The organism is Neobacillus sp. B4I6 (assembly GCF_050434045.1).
In the GTDB taxonomy this organism is placed as follows: Bacteria; Bacillota; Bacilli; order Bacillales; family Cytobacillaceae; genus Neobacillus.
Window position 1 is genome coordinate 537,850 of record NZ_JBNPWB010000002.1, and the last position, 19,300, is coordinate 557,149.

Consider the following 19,300-nt stretch of genomic DNA (forward strand, 5'->3'; position numbering starts at 1 on the left):
TTAGAAGGTGACAATAATGCTTCAGAAGTGTGAAGGCATCGTTATTAGAACAACAGATTATGGTGAAACAAATAAAATAGTGACAATATATACAAGGGAATGGGGAAAGATTGGTGTGATGGCGCGTGGTGCAAAAAAGCCAAACAGCCGCCTTTCCTCCATTACACAACTTTTTACACATGGTTATTTTCTAATTACTAGAGGATCTGGTTTAGGAAGCATGCAACAGGGTGAAACGGCTACATCCTTAAGATCGATTGGTGAAGACATTTTTTTAACTGCCTATGCTAGTTATATTGTCGAGTTAACCGATAAATGCACGGAAGAAAAAAAACCAAACCCTTTTCATTTTGAATTGCTCTATCAAACATTGAATTATTTGAATGAGGGCTATGACCCGGATATTCTCATGAATATTTATGAGATGAAAATGTTAAATGTATTGGGATTAAACCCAATCTTAAATCAATGTTCCGTTTGCGGCAGTACAGACGGACATTTTTCTTTTTCCATTCGTGAAGGTGGGCTTATCTGTCATCGTTGTCTGGATAAAGATCCGTACCATTTCAAATTAACACCGAGTACGATTAAATTATTAAGGCTATTTTATTATTTTGATCTTTCAAGGTTAGGAAATATTTCTGTTAAAGAAGAGACTAAGGCTGAACTTAAGAATGTTATTACTTCTTACTATGAAGAGTATTCGGGACTTCATCTCAAAACAAAAAAGTTTCTTAATTCCATGGATAAATTCAGAAATCTCTTATAAGCACACTGTTGACAATGTTTGGAGTTTTCGTTATTATTTTCATTAATAAAATATTTGCATTGACGGAGAAGAGTACTTAGTCATCTCTATAAAAGCGAACCTAGGGTGGTGGAAGCTAGGGTATAGGGCACTAAGGAAGGCGTTCCTGAGCAAACTTTGTGTTTATTAACACGATTAAAGAGGCTGTTTTTTGCAGCAAATAGGGTGGAACCGCGGGTAACTCTCGTCCCTATGCTTAACAAGCATAGGAACGAGAGTTTTTTTGTTTGAATAAAATTTATTAAAAGGAGCAATTTCAATGAATGTAACAATGGAACAAATCGTCTCACATGCAAAACACAGAGGATTTATTTTTCCAGGTTCAGAGATTTACGGAGGACTTGCAAATACTTGGGATTACGGCCCGCTAGGCGTTGAATTTAAAAACAATATTAAACAGGCATGGTGGAAAAAGTTTGTTCAAGAGTCGCCTTATAATGTTGGCTTAGATGCAAGTATTCTGATGAATCCTCGTACTTGGGAAGCATCAGGGCATATTGGGAACTTTAATGACCCAATGATTGATTGTAAAAATTGTAAAGCACGCCATCGCGCGGATAAATTAATTGAAAATGCACTAGATGAAAAAGGCATTGAAATGATTGTCGACGGCTTACCATTTGAAAAAATGGAAGAACTGGTTAAAGAACACAATATCGCATGCCCGGACTGTGGCAGTCATGATTTTACTGGTATCCGTCAGTTCAACTTAATGTTTAAAACCTTCCAAGGGGTAACAGAATCAAGTACGAATGAAATTTTCCTTCGTCCTGAAACGGCCCAAGGTATTTTTGTTAACTTTAAAAATGTTCAGCGTACGATGAGAAAGAAAATGCCGTTTGGAATTGCTCAAATAGGAAAGAGTTTCCGAAATGAAATTACTCCGGGGAATTTTACATTCAGGACAAGAGAGTTTGAACAAATGGAACTTGAATTTTTCTGTAAGCCTGGTGAAGAACTTAAATGGTTTGATTATTGGAAACAATTTGCTGAAGACTGGTTAATGTCCTTAGGTCTTACCAAAGAAAATCTAAGGCTACGAGATCACTCTGAAGATGAACTATCCCATTATAGTAATGCGACTACTGATTTTGAATTTAAGTTCCCGTTTGGTTGGGGGGAACTTTGGGGTGTCGCTTCAAGAACAGATTATGACTTGAAGCAGCATATGGAGTATTCCGGTGAAGATTTCCATTATCTTGACCCTGAAACAAATGAAAAGTATGTCCCATTCTGTATTGAACCTTCCTTAGGAGCGGATCGGGTTACGTTAGCATTCTTGATTGATGCCTATGATGAAGAACAGCTTGAAGATGGTACATCTAGAACGGTCATGCATTTCCACCCTGCTCTAGCCCCATTTAAGGCGGCAGTCCTTCCATTATCGAAGAAGCTGTCTGAAGAAGCACGAGAAGTTTTTGCTGCTTTAGCGAAGCACTTTTCAGTGGATTATGACGAATCAGGTTCCATTGGGAAACGCTATCGTCGTCATGATGAAATTGGTACACCTTTTTGTATCACTTATGATTTTGACTCTAAAGAAGACAATATGGTTACTGTTCGAGACCGGGATACAATGGAACAAAAACGGATCCCAGTAAGTGAACTTGTTAGCTTTTTGCAAGAAAAGATGACGTTTTAATGGAAAACTCGCCAATTGGCGAGTTTTCTTAATACATTCCATAGTATATAATATTCCTAATAAAGTATGACTTTTAGAAGGTTGTGGGTAACCCTTCATGATGTCATACAAAGGTGGTGTGTACAATCGAACTGACCAAACGGCAAGAACATATTTTACAAATTGTAAAAGAAAATGGGCCGATTACCGGAGAGCATATTGCCGATCAATTAAGTTTGACTAGAGCAACATTAAGGCCAGATCTGGCAATTTTAACAATGGCTGGCTTTTTAGATGCAAGACCGCGTGTGGGTTATTTTTATACGGGTAAATCTGGGACACAGCTGTTAACTGAAAATTTACAAAAAATATATGTGAAAGATTATCAATCCATCCCTATTGTGGTGAATGAAAATATTTCTGTATATGATGCGATCTGTACCATGTTCCTTGAAGATGTGGGAACATTATTTGTAGTGGATCAAAATACCATCCTTGTTGGGGTGTTGTCCAGAAAAGATTTGCTCAGAGCAAGTATAGGCAAACAAGAGCTTTCCACCATTCCTGTCAATATTATTATGACTAGAATGCCGAATATAACTATGTGTGAACGGGACGATTTATTAATCGATATCGCCAAAAAATTAATTGAAAAACAAATTGATGCCCTGCCAGTGGTTCGAAAATCAGAAAATGGATATGAGGTTATCGGTAGATTAACGAAAACAAACATTACAAAAGCGTTTGTTGGACTGGGTGATGAGTAAGTCACAAGTTAACTTGTAGAGGGGTTGTGTAGGGAGAATGGGTGTACCAATTATTTATGTTGTATCTGATTCAGTGGGGGAAACGGCTGAATTAGTTACCAAAGCAGCAATAAGCCAGTTTAATGGCTCTGGAATGAATTTAAAAAGATTTCCCTATGTAGAGGACCAGGAACATATTGATGAAGTTCTTTCACTTGTTTTACTGGATAAAGCTATGATTGCATTTACGCTTGTCAAACCTGAAATGCGTACCTATATCAAGGAAAGAGCGGAACAAGAAGGGATTCTGGCAGTCGATTTAATTGGTCCAATAATGGACAAGATTCAAGCTTTCAGTGGGAAGACACCTTTATGTGAACCAGGACTTGTTCGAAAACTTGATGAGGATTATTTTAAAAAAGTAGAAGCGATTGAATTTGCCGTAAAATATGATGATGGCCGTGACCCAAGAGGAATCCTAAAAGCAGATATTGTCCTAATTGGCGTTTCAAGAACTTCAAAGACACCACTTTCCCAGTACTTAGCCCATAAACGTTTAAAGGTTGCTAATGTCCCGCTGGTACCTGAAGTGGATCCGCCAGAAGAACTATATAGGGTTCCGATCGAGAAATGCTTCGGTTTAAAAATAAGTCCTGAAAAGTTAAACAATATCAGACGAGAACGATTAATTTCCTTAGGATTAAATGATAAGGCAAGTTATGCCAATATTGAACGGATTAAAGCGGAGTTAATCTTTTTTGAAAAAGTAGTGGAGAAAATAAGTTGTCCCGTTATTGATGTAACCAATAAAGCAGTTGAAGAAACAGCAAATGTTATCCTAAATTATATTCATAAAGGGAGACCTTAACACATAATCATTTGATTATGTGTTTTCTTCTGATAGAAAGTGGAATAATAATGATAAAAAGTTATGGTAAAATGATAATAAATGTACTATAATAAAAAATTGTGATAAAAATATATCTTTTTAGGTTTAGACTTGCTTGTGAACGAATAAACTATTTATTGTTAGATGTCAAGGGGACCCCCTAAAAAGAATTCGACATAAATCCTTTTACAAAAGTTATTTGTTAAAGAAGGAATATGCGGAGAGATGTAGAATTAATACTAATGTAGAAGGCAATCCGACTATTTATGTCGATGCAGATTCATGCCCACTGGGCAGAGATTGTCGAAATAGGATCCAAGTTTAGCGTCCGTGATCTTTTTGATGCTTCCTCCGTCTCCATATGAATGAAGAAAAATCTACATAGGAAGAGGAAATAAGTTGACGCTGGGAAGGGAGAGGCCCTAAATCCTTCCAAACTGAAGATCGTTCAAAATTTATGACAAAATTAACAAAAATTTTGTCGAAATTTGCAGGAATTTAAAGATTGCCTGCCGAATACCTGATAGTACAAATGGAGTTGTTTTCATGGCAGAGCGTATTGCCGAAGAAAAGATTAATCAAATTCGTCAGGCTGTTGATATTGTCGAAGTAATCAGCGATTATGTTCAACTGAAAAAACAGGGGCGAAATTACTTCGGATTATGTCCATTCCATGGAGAAAGTACCCCATCATTTTCAGTATCAATTGATAAACAAATTTTCCATTGTTTTGGCTGTGGCGCTGGCGGTAATGTTTTTTCTTTTTTAATGGAACTTGAAGGGATTTCATTTCAGGAAGCTGCCATTAAACTAGCTTCGAAGGTAAATATCGACCTTGAAATTAATTTATCTGGGGGACAAGGCGAGAAAAAGGTTTCTCAAGAGCACCAAGCTTTTTTAGGGGCTCATGAGCTGTTACAGAAATTTTACCATCACTTGCTTGTAAATACAAAAGAAGGCGGGCAGGCTTTAGAGTATCTGCTGAGCAGGGGATTTACTCGCGAATCGATTGATAAGTTTCAAATTGGGTATTCCCTAAATTCATGGGATTTTGTTTATAAATTTCTATCTAAAAGAGATTTCCTACCTGAATGGATGGAGAAAGCCGGATTAATTATCAAACGTGAAAGGGATGGGACTTATTTCGATCGATTTAGGGATCGAATAATGTTTCCGATTTTTGACCGAAATGGTAATACGATTGCTTTTTCAGGCAGATCACTCGGGGCCGAAGAGCCCAAATATCTAAATAGTCCTGAAACGCCAATCTTTAATAAAAGTAAAATTTTATATAATTATCATAATGCGAAGCCAAGTTTAAAAAAATTGCAATATGCTGTTTTATTTGAGGGATTTGCCGATGTAATTTCCGCAGATCGCTCGGGTGTGGAAAATGGCATTGCCACAATGGGGACATCCTTGACAGATGAACATATAGCCCTTTTAAGGCAAAGTGTCCAATCCGTAACCATCTGTTACGATTCAGATAAGGCAGGAATTGAAGCTGCTTTTCGAGCGGGGAACCATCTTAACAATGCTGGCTTTCAAATAAAGGTAGCGATGATGCCAGACGGCATGGACCCCGATGAATACATTAAAAAGAACGGTCCTGAGAAATTCCGAAATGAGGTTATCGCAGCCGGCTTAACATGGATGGCGTTTAAATTTCTTTACTTTCGCAGAGGTAAAAATCTTCAGCTAGAAGGAGATAGGCTTGCATATATCGAAGTGATAATTAAAGAAATCAGCAATTTGAATAAAGCGGTTGAAAGAGATCATTATTTGCGGCAACTTGCAGCAGAATTTTCACTCTCATTAGATGCATTGAAACAGCAGCAAAAGCAAATTTTCTTCGCTGATAAAAGAAAAACAACCGGAAAAAACCAACCTGTTGATAAACCTATTTTAATTCCTAAGAAAGTAAGTGAACTCAAGCCAGCGCATTACACAGCAGAAAGGCGATTAATCGCACACATGCTAAAAGATCGAGATGTTGCTTATAAAGTTCAGGATTTATTACAAGGAAACACGTTTAATATTGATGAACATCAGGCAATAATAACCTATCTGTTAGGATTTTATGAGGATCATTTCCAACCTGATTCAAGTGCATTTTTATCCTATATTCATGATGACAATCTTAGAAGAATGGTTGCTAATATTGAAATGATGTCCATAAATGACGAATTAAGCAATCAAGAATTAACTGATTATATCAAACAGGTGTTGAATTATCAAAAATTGTTAAAGATAAAAGAAAAAGAAGTGGAACAAAAAGAAGCAGAGCGACAAAGTGATCTTGGTAAAGCTGCTGCAATTGCAATGGAAATTATTCAATTGCGTAAATCTCTATAGATTCCATTTTACTGTCTTTGATTCTGGAAGGAGGGGGACATATGGCTGCTGAAAAATCAGCCCGTTCAAAAGAAGTTGAGAATGAATTCACTTTTGAACAAGTGAAAGACCAGTTAACGGTGCTGGGTAAAAAAACCGGCGTCCTTGCCTATGATGATATTGCTGAGAAATTGGCTAATTTTGAACTAGATTCACACCAAATGGACGAATTTTACGAGTTCCTCGGTGATCAAGGTATTGAATTAGTTGGTGAAAGTGAGGAAGATCCAAATCCTAAGCAATTAGCTAAAGGTGATGATGATGAATTTGATCTAAATGATCTTAGCGTCCCTCCAGGGGTTAAGATTAATGATCCAGTTCGTATGTACTTAAAAGAAATCGGCCGTGTTGATTTGCTTTCTGCTGAAGAGGAAATTAAGCTGGCTAACCGAATTGAAGCAGGCGACGAAGAAGCAAAACGACGTCTAGCTGAAGCAAACCTCCGTCTTGTAGTAAGTATTGCAAAACGCTACGTCGGTCGTGGAATGCTCTTTCTTGATCTTATTCAGGAAGGTAATATGGGTCTAATCAAAGCTGTTGAAAAGTTTGATTATCGAAAAGGCTTTAAATTTAGTACCTATGCAACTTGGTGGATTCGTCAAGCCATTACACGCGCGATTGCAGACCAAGCAAGGACCATTCGGATACCTGTGCATATGGTTGAAACCATTAATAAATTAATTCGTGTTCAGCGTCAATTACTTCAGGATCTTGGCCGTGAACCAACACCAGAAGAAATTGGTGAAGATATGGATCTAACACCTGATAAGGTTAGGGAAATTTTGAAAATTGCCCAAGAGCCTGTATCACTGGAAACACCTATTGGTGAAGAAGATGATTCCCACCTTGGTGATTTTATTGAAGACCAGGATGCAACCTCACCTTCAGAGCATGCTGCCTATGAATTATTAAAAGAGCAACTTGAAGATGTCTTAGATACTTTAACAGACAGGGAAGAAAATGTCCTTCGCCTGCGTTTTGGACTGGATGATGGACGTACTCGTACACTCGAAGAGGTAGGAAAGGTCTTCGGTGTTACCCGTGAGCGTATCCGTCAAATTGAAGCAAAGGCATTGCGGAAATTACGCCATCCTAGTCGCAGCAAACGATTAAAAGATTTCTTAGAATAAAATATTTCTAATGAATAGTCTACTTCATAACTGAAGTAGGCTTTTTTCTTATGCATCAATTAATGAATACACAGATGAAACACTTAAGTAAATGTAAGCACTTTCTCTATTTGAATCCATTTTACTGAATTGTCTCTCATTTTGCAAATAGACTTAAGAAAATTCATGGTCCGCTTTTTATTCTTTTATTTTAGGAGATGGGCTTGAATTTATCAAATACAACCGAACGTTTGTTAGAAGATGCCTGAGTACCTGTTAAGAACCTTTTAGGTAAGCTTAGAGAGGCCTTAAACAGTTTTTAATTATGGGTCGATGGCCGGACACGTATAGGGATTGCTGCAATGGCCGTAGGGATTGCTCAGGGAGCCTATGATTATTAAAATAAAATAGCAAATTTATAAACAGGCTAAACTAGATATTTTCACTAATTTGGCTTGTTTTCTTTTTTTTATTAAGATTATAGTGATAAAATAAGTTTAGGGCTTTTCCTTCTGTTCATTTTCAAGTAAAATAGTAGTTGTTTGTAGACTTTATTCAATATTTAACAGACGTTCGTACATAAGGGAGGTTATATCATGAAGCGAAATCCGGTTATTCCTTTCGTTCTCATCATGGCATTTGGAATTGTGTTAATTCTAATTTTGTCTTTCAAAGGCCTTGGTGATATGAAAGAAGTTGCTAAGGAAAATGGGGAAGGTAATGAGAAAACAGAGGTTGCCGCATCAAAGCCAGAAGACATTTACAAGCAATCTTGTATTGGCTGTCATGGCGATCAGTATCAAGGGGTAGTAGGACCTACATTAAAAGGTGTGGGCAGCAAGTATTCTAAGGAAGAACTTATGACTTTTGTTACAAAAGGTAAGGGTACAGGCATGCCAGCAGGTCTTGTTAAACCAGAACAGGCTGCTGCAATGGCAGATTGGTTAGCAAACATTAAATAACTAGAAAAGGTCCTTTGCATCTGTAAAGGACTTTTTTTATACTATATAAATTACATATAAAAAGTGGTGGTATGATTGAATACAGATAAATTGTCAGCAAGATTGGCTTCGGTTTCTAACTATGTTCCAAAAGGAGCGAGGCTCGCAGATATTGGCTCAGACCATGCTTATTTACCTTGCTACTTAGCAAAAAATGAAGGATTACCATTTGCCATTGCTGGTGAGGTTGCTAAGGGACCCTTCCAGTTGGCTGAGAGGAATGTATTAGCAGAAGGGTTAGCGGGGGTTATTTCCGTGCGATTAGGTGATGGTCTGGAAGTTATTCAACCGGGTGAAGTGGATTGTATTACAATTGCTGGAATGGGGGGTGCCCTAATTGCAAACATTCTAGAAAATGGTAAAGATAAGCTGACTTCTGTCAAGCGCCTGGTGTTACAACCAAATATTAGCGCGATTTCTATCAGAAAATGGTTTATTGAAAATAACTGGGAACTAATTGACGAAGAAATACTTGAGGAAGATGGGAAAATATACGAGATTTTAATAGGTGAAAAGGGCGATCCGAATAAGCCTTATAAAAAAAATCTTGATATGGGGCTTTTAGTTGGTCCATTCCTTCTACAAAAACAAGATAAAACCTTTAAGAAAAAATGGACAGCAGAAATAAACAATTGGCAGCGTATTTATGAAGCACTTGAGGGTGCCAGCCAATCTCCTGAAACGAATGAAAAAAAACTAGAGATGATCGCCAAAATTAAGCTGGTAGAGGAGGCTTTAAAGAATGAAAATTCCTAACGGTCACGAAGTCATACAACTATTTGAACAGTTTTCCCCGAAAGGGTTAGCGATGGAAGGGGATAAGATTGGCTTACAAATAGGACGCTTAAATAAAAAAGTTGAACGAATAATGATTGCCCTTGATGTACTGGAAAATGTAATCGATGAGGCAATTGAAAAAAATGTTCAGCTCATTATTGCCCACCATCCGATTATTTATCGACCGCTTAAGAATTTGCTAACTGACACGGTTCAAGGGAAAATGATCGAAAAAATATTAAAACATGATATTGCTGTTTACGCAGCCCATACGAACCTTGATGTCGCAAAAGGCGGGGTAAATGACCTGCTTGCAACTGCTTTAGAGTTGGAAGATGCAGAGGTACTCGTGCCGACTTTTGATACAAAGCTAAAGAAATTAGTTGTTTTTGTTCCAGTAAGCCATGCAGAAGTAATTAGGAAAGTCCTTGGAAATGCAGGCGCAGGATTTATTGGAAATTACAGCCATTGTTCATTTTCCGCAAATGGGACGGGAAGATTTGTACCTGGTGAAAATACCAATCCATTTGTTGGTGAGGCAGGCAGGTTAGAAGAAGTGGAGGAAGTAAGAATCGAGACCATTATTCCTGAACCACTTCTAAAGAAAACGATTACTGCTATGATCAAAGCGCATCCATATGAAGAGGTGGCCTATGATGTCTACCCGCTGGAGAACAAAGGAGAAGTACTCGGTCTTGGCCGAATCGGGAAAGTCCGTGAAATGACATTAGGAGAATTTGCGGAAAAAGTGAAATTAGCACTTGAAGTTTCAACTGTCCGTGTGGTTGGCGATTTAAGCACTAAAATTAAAAAGGCAGCTGTTTTAGGCGGGGATGGAAATAAATACTTCATGAATGCCAAATTTCAAGGGGCAGATGTGTATGTTACAGGGGATATTTATTATCACACGGCCCATGATGCAGCAATGCAGGGCTTGAATATGATTGATCCAGGCCATAATGTGGAAAAGGTGATGAAAAAAGGCCTGACTGCAACATTACAAAAGATGTGTCAAGAAACGGGTTATACCGTGGAGATTTTTCCTTCTGAAGTAAATACAGATCCATTCCAATTTGTATAAAAGCAAAGAACCGGTCCACAGACTCGGTTCTTTTTATTTACTACACTTCAGTTTTTTTTACCTTTGGTAATATTCTGCTTAATTGGACCTTTTTTCGTCGTTCCCATGTAGCTTCATTATTTGGGTTAAATTGTTCAAGGAATGTGATTACTTCCTTTGTTATCGGTGTTGGAGTAGAGGCTCCGGATGTTACCGCGACATTTTTGGCATCCTTAATCCACTCAATTTCTAACTCAGTTATATCAGCAATGCGATACGCTTTTGTTCCAGCAATTTCCTCAGAGACCTGTGCAAGGCGATTGGAATTATTACTTTTTGGATCACCAACTACAATCGTCACATCAGCTTCTGTTGCTTGTTCTGCAACTGCTTCTTGGCGAATTTGCGTTGCATGGCAAATTTCATTAAAGACTTCCACATTTGGATATTTTTCCTGAACTTTTTTCATTGTATCAGCCACATCCCATTGACTCATCGTTGTTTGATTTGTGACAAGTAACTTGTCACAGTCAATCGTTAATGCTTCTACATCATTTGGAGTTTCAACCAGATGGACCATATCAGGGGCCACACCAACTGCACCCTCCGGTTCTGGATGTCCTTTTTTTCCAATATAAATTACTTGGTAGCCTTCTTTTGTTTTTTCTTCAATCAAATCATGGGTTCTCGTTACATCAGGACATGTCGCATCTATCGTTACTAGCCCTTTCTGTTTTGCGAGTTCTCTAACTTCTGGCGATATTCCATGAGCAGTAAAGATAACAGTACCTGTTTCCACTTTATCGAGAATATCTTTACGGTTTTTTCCGTCTAGGGTAATAATCCCTTCTTCTTCGAAAGCATCTGTAACATGTTTATTATGAACAATCATCCCTAAAATGTAGATTGGGCGTGGTAATGTTTTATCTAAAGCAGCGTTTCGTGCAATAACCATGGCATCGACGACACCATAGCAGTAACCGCGTGGTGAAATTTTGATAATTTGCATATAAAAAGTCCTCCTAAAAAAGACAGTGTTTAATAGTTTTACGTGTTTATTATATAAAACTAATAGAAATAATACAAAGATACAATTTTCCTTAGCAGTTTTAGGAAGAAAAGAAAGAATGCCGTCTCCAGCATTCTTCATTTATATATACATTTTCGGAACAGAACTTCCTTTTTGATATGGACTTTTCTTTGAAGGCATTTGCTGTTGCTTATTTTTACGTTGCCCTTTTTTATTGGACGTACTATTTACAGGCTCTTCATGATTTGATGATTCATCGACGGCGGTATCAGTTGATTGGTTATTTTCTACTGTTGCTTCATCCGTAGATTTTGAAGCATTTTTGAATCCTTTATAAATTTTCCACATTGCAGGAAGATTTTTTATCATTGGGCTATATTGTTGAATCATCGGTCCAATCGACTGGGCTGTCTTTAGCACCTGCTGCGTATTGTTCAACATGCTAGTTAGTCCGCCAGGGTTACTTAAAGATTGGAGCAGTCCTCCGCCTCCTGATGCTGCTTTTCCTGCTCCTTGCATTCCCATAAAGCCGCCAGTTTGGCTTCTTCCTCCGAGAATTTTCGAAAGTAATCCCCCTCCGCCTTTGTTCATAGGATTAGACCTTCCCATCATTTGCCCCATCATGGGGTTATTTCTTCCTCCAAACGGATTGGAAGGGGCTCCCATCATTGGATTCCTGCCGCCAAAAGGGTTAAAACCAGGGTTCATCATCTGATTATGTGGTCCAAAAGGTCCTGGCCCCATTCGCCCCTGCATAGGCATTCTTGGTCTTGGTTGCATCTCGTTGCCTCCTTTCAATTGCCTCATGCTTTAAATTATGCATTTACCCTAATTTGGTTTAGGTATTATACACAGGACAAAGACCAAATTTAATTGTTTAAAAGTCAGTAAAAAGTAGAAAATGATATTAAAACGAAAGATAACTGGAGTTTTGATGAAATATTGACTATAATTGCATGATGGAATAGAAAGTGTTGCACTTGCTAAAGTAAGAAAACTACTCCAAAATCATGAGATTTTAACTATAAGGAGCAAATATATGAAAGAAAATCGTTTTGATCGTTTTACGTTTCAACCATTTATTATAGAAACAGTTAAGGAGTTCGGTTTTACTGAGCCGACTGAAATTCAGGAACGGATGATTCCTGTCGTTTTAAAGGGAGAGAGTGCTATTGGTCAGTCACAAACAGGGACGGGTAAAACGCTTGCCTATGTTCTTCCAATCCTCGAAAAAATTGACCCGTCACGACAGGAAGTTCAAGCTGTCATTACTGCACCTACAAGAGAGCTTGCCTCTCAAATTTATCACCAAATATTAAAAATAACGTCACATTGCAGCCCAGAGCAATCCATTATGACTAGATGCTATATTGGGGGGACGGATAAGCAGCGGTCGATTGAAAAATTAAAGGTTCAGCCACATATAGTTGTTGGAACTCCGGGTAGAATCAAGGACCTGATGAGTGAAAAAGCTTTATTTGTTCATACTGCGGGAATCCTGGTCGTGGATGAAGCTGATATGATGTTAGATATGGGATTTATTGAGGATTTGGATCGGGTAGCAGCTAAAATGCCGGAAAACTTGCAAATGCTCGTTTTTTCAGCAACGATCCCGGAAAAATTAAAACCCTTTCTTAAAAAATATATGGAAAATCCAAAAACTGTTCAGATAGAACCGAAAAGAAGGGCAGCAGAAAATTTAGAGCATTATCTTTTGCCATCAAGACACCGGAGTAAAAAGCAGCTCGTTCATGATGCCCTTCTTGCCTACAATCCTTATCTAGCGATTGTATTTACGAATACAAAAAAAATGGCTGAAGAAGTGGCTTACTTTTTAAATGAAAAAGGTTTAAAAGTTGGCCGAGTTCATGGTGATTTAAGTCCTCGTGAACGGAAACAAATGATGAAGCAAATTCAGGATTTGGATTATCAATATATTGTCGCAACAGACCTTGCTTCTAGAGGAATTGATATAGAAGGGGTCAGCCATATCATCAACTATGAACTCCCATCAGACTTAGATTTTTATATCCATAGAGTCGGGAGAACAGCACGTGCCGGAAATTCGGGCATTGCCCTCACAATTTATGAGTCATCGGATGAAGATGCGTTAAACCGGTTAGAAAAAATGGGGATTCAATTTAAGAATGTCGATCTTAAAAATAACGAATTTGTTATCGTCGATGAACGAAATAAAAGGAAGACGCGGGTAAGGCAAGAGGATAAGGCCGATCAAAAAGCTAAATCGTTGGTTAAGAAGCCAAACAAAGTAAAACCGGGTTATAAAAAGAAAATGCAATGGGAAATGGATAAAATTAAAAAGCGTGAACGAAGGATTGAGCAAAGAAAAAAATAATCAAACCAGGGAGAAAAAGGTATGCTTAAATTAGGATCACATGTTTCGATGAGTGGGAAAGATATGCTGCTTGCCGCAAGTGAAGAAGCAGTTTCCTATGGTGCAAACACGTTTATGGTCTATACAGGGGCACCGCAAAATACAAGAAGAAAAAAAATCGAAGATCTCAATATTGAAGCAGGGCGGAGGCATATGGAACAGAACGGTATCTCCGAAATTGTCGTTCATGCTCCTTATATTATCAATATTGGAAATACAACCAATCCAGATACTTTTGAATTGGGTGTTAGATTTCTTCGAACAGAAATTGAAAGAACAGAGGCAATTGGAGCAAAGCAAATCGTCCTGCATCCTGGAGCACATGTAAGTGCTGGTACCGAGGCTGGAATTAAAAAAATTATCGAAGGATTAAATGAAGTACTGACTGGCAAAGAGCAAGTACAAATTGCCTTGGAAACGATGGCTGGAAAAGGCTCCGAGTGTGGAAAATCCTTCGAAGAAATAGCGATGATAATGGATGGAGTTAACTATAGTGATAAGTTATCCGTTTGCTTTGATACCTGCCATACTCATGATGCAGGCTATAATATTGTTGAGGATTTTGATGGTGTATTAAATGAGTTTGACAAAATCGTTGGCTTGAACAAATTGAAAGTACTGCATATTAATGATAGTAAAAATGCGGTCGGGATGCGAAAGGATAGACACGAAAATATCGGGTTTGGCCATATCGGTTTTAAGGCCCTAAATTATATTGTCCACCATCCACAGCTTACCGATGTTCCAAAGATTTTAGAAACTCCATATGTGGGTGAGGATAAGAATAATAAAAAAGCCCCATATAAATTTGAGATTCATATGCTTCGGGAACAAAAGTTCAATGAGAACTTGCTTGACCTTATCATGCAATCATAAAAAAGAGCTGTGCAAAGTGCACAGCTCAGATTGTCGAGAAAGTGTATTTTTCTCGGCAATTTTTTATTCTCACCATTTAATTATTCATTGTACCTGCTAATGGGCCTGTTGATTTCCGCTCTAGGCACTTCGCTTTCCGCGGGCGGTCCGGGGAGCCTCCTCGGCGCTAGCGCCTGCGGGGTCTCCCCAGCCCCGTCCTCCCGCAGGAGTCTGCGTGCCTTCCGCGGAAATCAACAGGGAGGTAATCAACCTAAAGAATTGCAACACACTTTTTCTAGCCTTGCTAATTGTGTTGCAATCTTTTTCATATTTTGGCAGGCTGCCGTAAGGAGAGCCTGTTCGCTTGCTTTCTTCAATCCCCGTAACCGGCAATAGCGAAGCCCGTGCAGCGCTTTTGAGTCTGCGAAGCTTCGCTCAATTTTTTCCTTTCTAAATTTATAAAGCATTTTTCCAGATTTAGATAAGCGATTTTCCCTTACCTTTTCCTTGTGCTCTTCCCAAACATGACGTGTCACTACTTTTACCTTATTTTTGGAGCGTGTACATTAGTTTCCTTCACTTCTTCCCTTTCCTTTAACTGCTTTTTTCCGTAAGCTAATCTGTCCTCTTCTACGGCTTTATTCAATTCATCAAAATATTCACGAGTCTCTACTTCAATTTCTTGTTTTGTGAATTTATGTTCATTAGCGTTAGCCTTTAAATGAGTAGAATCCGAAAATAAGACACGACCACCTACCATTTTGTGATTCATTGCCTGGAGAACGATCTCATCAAATATTTCCTGAAAGATATCGGTACCTTTAAAACGATGTTGGCGATTCCAACTAATCGTTGAGTGGTGTGGAACAGGATCCTTAAATTTCAGGCCTAAAAACCAGCGGTAGGCAACATTCATTTCAATTTCTCTTTGTAATTGTCGCTCGGATCGGATGCCATAAATATAACCAATAAACATCATTTTAAATAGAATAGTGGGATCGGAAGGGCGTCCGTTATCATCACTATAATAAGGACGTACCTTTTCAAGAAGGAATGAAAGATCAATATATTTATCGATTAAACGAAGAAGGTGATTGTCAGGAACCAATTCATCAATAGAAACAAATTCATATTCACTTTGGGTAGATACTCTTGGTTTAAACATAGATTTCACCACTTAATTTTTTATTGTTTGGTTGTGTTAAGAGCAGTGTATTATTGATTTTACAGCTCTGTTGATTTGCGCGGAAGGCACGCAGACTCCTGCGGGAGTACGGGGCAGGGGAGACCCCGCAGGCGCTTCAGCGCCGAGGAGGCTCCCCGGCACGCCCGTGGAAAGCGAAGTGCCTGGAGCGAAAATCAACAGACATGTTGCAAAGCCTATATATTAATAATATTATAATAAATTAACGCGGTGAATGGTTAAAGTTATTGTAGAAAATAAGAGGCTGTCGAAAGTTTCTCGACAGCCTGAGCTGTGCAAAGTGCACAGGTTTTTACTTTTTAGTTAACTGTATAAATAATTTATTTACTTCTCGGGCCGTTGCTGGACCCGCAGTTTTAGCAATTTCTTTCACTAATTGAGCCCGCTGTGAATCATCAAATATATTCACATTTTTCCCTCTTAAGTATTCGGCAATTTTCACTGCCTGCTGCCTAGTCACTGATATATTAAATTGATCCGCATATTTTACCAGTTCTTCAGCTGTTATCGTGTTAATTTTATGATTAATGATGCTCTGAAAAATTGTCACCCTCACCACTCCTCACCTTAATGTATGAAGAAGTTCCGGGAGTGTGATTAGAGATTTTTGTGAATCAAATTGACGAATGCCGGAGTGGCAGACTTTACATTCAAGAATACCTATTGTATACTACTTTAGGTTAAATCGGAATGATTCTTATAATTAAAGGTGATGCGCTGACTATGCAATCAATTATAGAAGTAAAAAAACTTTCGTATCGTTATGAAAAAGATGTTGTTCTAGAGGACATTAACATTACTATTCCAAGTGGTTCTTTTTTAGCGATTGTCGGTCCTAATGGGTCCGGAAAATCAACACTATTGAAGTTGATATTAGGGTTATTAAAGCCGCAAAAAGGGGACATCTTTTTATTCGGTAAGGAAATTAATAAGTTTAAAGATTGGCAAAAAATTGGCTATGTTTCTCAAAAGGCTAATTCCTTCAACACAGGTTTTCCTGCTACTGTATTTGAAGTTGTCGAGAGTGGTCTAACCAAAAAGCTTGGGATGTTTAAGTTTTTTAAAAAAGAACATGCGCAAAAAGTAATCGAAGCCTTGGAGGCAGTCGGTATGGAAGGGTTTAGCAACAGAAATATTGGTGAGCTCTCAGGAGGCCAGCAACAAAGAGTTTTCATTGCACGAGCCCTCGTTAGTGAACCAAGTCTCCTCATTCTGGATGAACCTACCGTAGGCGTTGATGCCGAGAATGTTAATAATTTTTATCAAATGCTGGGTGATTTAAATAAAAGTCATGATATTACCCTTTTATTGGTTACTCATGATATTGGGACGATTTCGGATAAAGTCTCACATGTTGCGTGCTTGAATAAACATTTGCATTTTCATGGGGAAACAATGGAATTTGAACAGCTCCGGGCTGATGGTATTTCTAAAATTTATGGCCATGATGTTCACATGCTAGACCATCATCATGAGCACGGAGGCGTTGTAAAATGATTCAAGGAATTTTTCACTATGAATTTTTACAAAATGCTTTTTTAACGGGGCTTATGATTGGAATTATTGCCCCGTTACTAGGAGTGTTTGTTGTTGTAAGAAGACTATCGTTAATTGCGGATGCACTCAGTCATGTTACTCTTGCGGGCATAGCAGCGAGCCTGCTTCTTGAAAGAAATGTTGCGATGATGGCAGGAGTAAATCCACTATACTTAGGAATGGTTTTTTCTGTTGGGGGATCACTGTTCATCGAAAAACTTAGAGGCGTTTATAAGCACTACCAAGAACTTGCGATTCCAATTATTCTCTCTAGTGGTATTGGCTTAGGGGTTATATTTATTTCGCTTGCCAATGGTTTTAATACTGATTTGTTTAGTTATTTATTTGGCAGTGTTTCGGCAGTTAGCAGAACCGATTTATGGGTCGTATTTATTATCGGTATCTTGGTAATTTTAGTGATTATTTTATTGTATAAAGAGCTTTTTTTATTATCCTTTGATGAAGAACACGCAAAAGCCTCAGGGATAGCGGCCAAAAGTATTCATTTTATTTTTATTGTCATGGTGGCCTTGGTAATTGCAGCTTCTATGAGAATTGTCGGAATTTTGTTGGTTTCATCTTTAATGACGTTACCTGTAGCAGCCAGTATAAGGCTAGCCAAAGGATTTAAGCAAACTATTTTTTTATCTGTCCTATTTGGTGAAGTGTCAGTACTTGGCGGCTTGTTTACTGCGTATTACTTAGATTTAGCTCCCGGTGGAACAATCGTGATGATTGCTGTTCTTATCTTAATTTTTTCTATTTTTTATAAAAAATTCTTAATTCGTAAGGGGGTGCCGTCAGGTGAACGTTAATGAGGCAATCCAATACTTAAAAGAAAAAGGGTTTAAACAAACTGGTAAAAGAGAAGATATGCTTCAATTGTTTGCTGACAGTGATAAATATTTAACGGCTAAGGACGTCTTGGATCAGCTTAAAGATTATTATCCAGGTCTGAGCTTTGATACTATCTATCGTAATCTTTCCTTGTTTGTGAATATGGGGATTCTTGAGATGACAGAATTATCAGGAGAGAAACATTTCCGTTTTACATGTTCAAGACATCACCATCATCATCATTTTATCTGTATGACCTGCGGAAAAACGAAAGAAATTGAAACTTGCCCAATGAACGACTTAAGTGAAAATTTAAAAGGATACGATATTTCAGGTCATAAGTTTGAGATTTACGGTCTTTGTCCTGAATGTCATTAAAAAACAGCTTGTCTGCATACAAGCTGTTTTTTTTGTATCTAAAATTAAATGCTGGAACTAGCCATTTCCCTGTGGACCTGCTGCTGCTTTTCCCAGTTTTCTACCCAAATATAAGCTTCTTTCCAGTTATTAACCCGGATGACACCTTTTGGAAGAGGATCCTGATTATATGGTGTATCAAATAATATGACAGGAATCTGACACTCTTCATGGATCATCACAGCATTATCGTGTTTATCCTCAAAAAAGATATCAACCGAATGCTTTTTCACTGTGGCTACTTTGTCATGTGATCCAATTAATTCAATGTGGTCAAAGGTTAAGCCTTTATCAAGGAACCATTGGATGGTTACATCGAGTAAATGGGAGCCGCGTGCACTAATGAAAAACAACTCATGCTCTTTTTCCCATTTATTTAATACTTTTCCCGCTCCTTCTGCGAGAGGAGAGCCTTTATAAATCATGGGTTCATTTTCAGAAAACCATGTGGCGAACTCTTTTTCTGAAACATTTACGAATGGAGTTAATTCATATTGATTAACGTCCTCATATAAAATATTCAAGTCAAATGCTTTATTAATAAAAGGGATGATGGATTTGGGGCATGTAACCGTTCCATCAATATCGATTCCAAACCTTTTTCTCATTTTTGCTCTCACC

At 38.1% G+C, this 19,300-nt stretch carries 18 protein-coding genes, 1 pseudogene and 1 other annotated feature; of the genes and pseudogenes, 14 read left to right on the forward strand and 5 right to left on the reverse strand.

What is annotated here, in order from left to right:
- Positions 1 to 16 precede the first annotated feature (16 nt).
- The 9 genes from recO to QF028_RS04510 all read left to right on the forward strand — a co-directional run bounded on the left by recO (position 17) and on the right by QF028_RS04510 (position 10,426).
- Positions 17 to 769, forward strand: coding sequence for a DNA repair protein RecO (recO, locus tag QF028_RS04470; RefSeq protein WP_214731515.1), 753 nt, complete (start codon positions 17 to 19; stop codon positions 767 to 769).
- Positions 770 to 819: 50 nt separating this feature from the next.
- Positions 820 to 1,003, forward strand: a binding site (T-box leader).
- A gap of 64 nt (positions 1,004 to 1,067) precedes the next feature.
- Positions 1,068 to 2,450, forward strand: coding sequence for a glycine--tRNA ligase (locus QF028_RS04475; RefSeq protein ID WP_168245108.1), 1,383 nt, complete (start codon positions 1,068 to 1,070; stop codon positions 2,448 to 2,450).
- A 113-nt stretch (positions 2,451 to 2,563) separates the two neighbouring features.
- The gene (locus QF028_RS04480; protein ID WP_088089014.1) at positions 2,564 to 3,196 is read left to right on the forward strand and encodes a helix-turn-helix transcriptional regulator; all 633 of its coding nucleotides are present in this window, start codon (positions 2,564 to 2,566) and stop codon (positions 3,194 to 3,196) included.
- Between the two features lie 37 nt (positions 3,197 to 3,233).
- On the forward strand, positions 3,234 to 4,043 hold the full coding sequence (locus tag QF028_RS04485) for a pyruvate, water dikinase regulatory protein (RefSeq protein ID WP_214998481.1): 810 nt from the start codon (positions 3,234 to 3,236) through the stop codon (positions 4,041 to 4,043).
- 567 nt (positions 4,044 to 4,610) lie between these two features.
- Positions 4,611 to 6,419, forward strand: a complete 1,809-nt coding sequence (dnaG, locus tag QF028_RS04490) for a DNA primase (RefSeq protein WP_429464359.1) — start codon at positions 4,611 to 4,613, stop codon at positions 6,417 to 6,419.
- Between the two features lie 41 nt (positions 6,420 to 6,460).
- Positions 6,461 to 7,588, forward strand: a complete 1,128-nt coding sequence (rpoD, locus tag QF028_RS04495; protein ID WP_168245105.1) for an RNA polymerase sigma factor RpoD — start codon at positions 6,461 to 6,463, stop codon at positions 7,586 to 7,588.
- Between the two features lie 575 nt (positions 7,589 to 8,163).
- Positions 8,164 to 8,529, forward strand: a complete 366-nt coding sequence (gene cccA / locus QF028_RS04500; RefSeq protein ID WP_215015318.1) for a cytochrome c550 — start codon at positions 8,164 to 8,166, stop codon at positions 8,527 to 8,529.
- Between the two features lie 75 nt (positions 8,530 to 8,604).
- The gene (locus tag QF028_RS04505) at positions 8,605 to 9,324 is read left to right on the forward strand and encodes a tRNA (adenine(22)-N(1))-methyltransferase (RefSeq protein WP_429464360.1); all 720 of its coding nucleotides are present in this window, start codon (positions 8,605 to 8,607) and stop codon (positions 9,322 to 9,324) included.
- Entirely contained in the window at positions 9,311 to 10,426 is a 1,116-nt protein-coding gene (locus QF028_RS04510; RefSeq protein WP_429464361.1) for a Nif3-like dinuclear metal center hexameric protein, read from the forward strand. The genes QF028_RS04505 and QF028_RS04510 overlap by 14 nt, the downstream gene beginning before the upstream one ends.
- Positions 10,427 to 10,466: 40 nt before the next feature.
- On the opposite strand, the gene QF028_RS04515 is transcribed toward QF028_RS04510, so the two are convergent.
- Positions 10,467 to 11,414: a 4-hydroxy-3-methylbut-2-enyl diphosphate reductase gene (locus QF028_RS04515; protein ID WP_429464362.1), complete on the reverse strand. Its 948-nt coding sequence runs from the start codon at positions 11,412 to 11,414 to the stop codon at positions 10,467 to 10,469.
- Between the two features lie 141 nt (positions 11,415 to 11,555).
- Entirely contained in the window at positions 11,556 to 12,215 is a 660-nt protein-coding gene (gene vrrA / locus QF028_RS04520) for a VrrA/YqfQ family protein (protein WP_429464363.1), read from the reverse strand.
- 259 nt (positions 12,216 to 12,474) lie between these two features.
- On the opposite strand from vrrA, the gene QF028_RS04525 reads away from it, so the two are divergent.
- Together QF028_RS04525 and QF028_RS04530 are read left to right on the forward strand one after the other, a co-directional pair.
- A complete protein-coding gene (locus QF028_RS04525; protein WP_429464364.1) occupies positions 12,475 to 13,791 on the forward strand; it encodes a DEAD/DEAH box helicase in 1,317 nt (438 codons plus the stop codon).
- Positions 13,792 to 13,812: 21 nt separating this feature from the next.
- On the forward strand, positions 13,813 to 14,706 hold the full coding sequence (locus QF028_RS04530) for a deoxyribonuclease IV (RefSeq protein ID WP_214731493.1): 894 nt from the start codon (positions 13,813 to 13,815) through the stop codon (positions 14,704 to 14,706).
- Positions 14,707 to 14,951: 245 nt separating this feature from the next.
- Here QF028_RS04530 and QF028_RS04535 read toward each other — a convergent pair.
- Together QF028_RS04535 and QF028_RS04540 are read right to left on the reverse strand one after the other, a co-directional pair.
- Positions 14,952 to 15,850 (reverse strand): annotated as a pseudogene (locus QF028_RS04535) (transposase).
- A gap of 331 nt (positions 15,851 to 16,181) precedes the next feature.
- Positions 16,182 to 16,439 carry a DUF2624 domain-containing protein gene (locus tag QF028_RS04540; protein WP_168245097.1) on the reverse strand — a complete coding sequence of 86 codons (258 nt, stop codon included), beginning with the start codon at positions 16,437 to 16,439 and terminating at the stop codon, positions 16,182 to 16,184.
- 173 nt (positions 16,440 to 16,612) lie between these two features.
- Between QF028_RS04540 and QF028_RS04545 the strand changes: the two genes are divergently transcribed.
- The 3 genes from QF028_RS04545 to QF028_RS04555 are packed head-to-tail and all read left to right on the forward strand — an operon-like array spanning position 16,613 to position 18,640.
- Positions 16,613 to 17,386, forward strand: coding sequence for a metal ABC transporter ATP-binding protein (locus tag QF028_RS04545; RefSeq protein ID WP_214998490.1), 774 nt, complete (start codon positions 16,613 to 16,615; stop codon positions 17,384 to 17,386).
- On the forward strand, positions 17,383 to 18,240 hold the full coding sequence (locus QF028_RS04550) for a metal ABC transporter permease (protein WP_088089002.1): 858 nt from the start codon (positions 17,383 to 17,385) through the stop codon (positions 18,238 to 18,240). The genes QF028_RS04545 and QF028_RS04550 overlap by 4 nt, the downstream gene beginning before the upstream one ends.
- Positions 18,230 to 18,640, forward strand: a complete 411-nt coding sequence (locus QF028_RS04555) for a Fur family transcriptional regulator (protein ID WP_429464365.1) — start codon at positions 18,230 to 18,232, stop codon at positions 18,638 to 18,640. Before QF028_RS04550 ends, QF028_RS04555 begins: the two co-directional genes overlap by 11 nt.
- Positions 18,641 to 18,684: 44 nt before the next feature.
- Here QF028_RS04555 and QF028_RS04560 read toward each other — a convergent pair whose 3' ends face one another.
- Positions 18,685 to 19,287: a 5' nucleotidase, NT5C type gene (locus tag QF028_RS04560; RefSeq protein ID WP_429464366.1), complete on the reverse strand. Its 603-nt coding sequence runs from the start codon at positions 19,285 to 19,287 to the stop codon at positions 18,685 to 18,687.
- Between the last annotated feature and the right edge of the window lie 13 nt (positions 19,288 to 19,300).

Bases quoted from the DNA above. Each gene is read 5' to 3' on its own strand.
- recO (WP_214731515.1), top strand. From the start codon at position 17: ATGCTTCAGAAGTGTGAAGGCATCGTTATTAGAACAACAGATTATGGT.
- QF028_RS04475 (WP_168245108.1), top strand. From the start codon at position 1,068: ATGAATGTAACAATGGAACAAATCGTCTCACATGCAAAACACAGAGGA.
- QF028_RS04485 (WP_214998481.1), top strand. From the start codon at position 3,234: ATGGGTGTACCAATTATTTATGTTGTATCTGATTCAGTGGGGGAAACG.
- dnaG (WP_429464359.1), top strand. From the start codon at position 4,611: ATGGCAGAGCGTATTGCCGAAGAAAAGATTAATCAAATTCGTCAGGCT.
- rpoD (WP_168245105.1), top strand. From the start codon at position 6,461: ATGGCTGCTGAAAAATCAGCCCGTTCAAAAGAAGTTGAGAATGAATTC.
- cccA (WP_215015318.1), top strand. From the start codon at position 8,164: ATGAAGCGAAATCCGGTTATTCCTTTCGTTCTCATCATGGCATTTGGA.
- QF028_RS04510 (WP_429464361.1), top strand. From the start codon at position 9,311: ATGAAAATTCCTAACGGTCACGAAGTCATACAACTATTTGAACAGTTT.
- QF028_RS04515 (WP_429464362.1), bottom strand. From the start codon at position 11,414: ATGCAAATTATCAAAATTTCACCACGCGGTTACTGCTATGGTGTCGTC.
- vrrA (WP_429464363.1), bottom strand. From the start codon at position 12,215: ATGCAACCAAGACCAAGAATGCCTATGCAGGGGCGAATGGGGCCAGGA.
- QF028_RS04525 (WP_429464364.1), top strand. From the start codon at position 12,475: ATGAAAGAAAATCGTTTTGATCGTTTTACGTTTCAACCATTTATTATA.
- QF028_RS04530 (WP_214731493.1), top strand. From the start codon at position 13,813: ATGCTTAAATTAGGATCACATGTTTCGATGAGTGGGAAAGATATGCTG.
- QF028_RS04545 (WP_214998490.1), top strand. From the start codon at position 16,613: ATGCAATCAATTATAGAAGTAAAAAAACTTTCGTATCGTTATGAAAAA.
- QF028_RS04550 (WP_088089002.1), top strand. From the start codon at position 17,383: ATGATTCAAGGAATTTTTCACTATGAATTTTTACAAAATGCTTTTTTA.
- QF028_RS04560 (WP_429464366.1), bottom strand. From the start codon at position 19,287: ATGAGAAAAAGGTTTGGAATCGATATTGATGGAACGGTTACATGCCCC.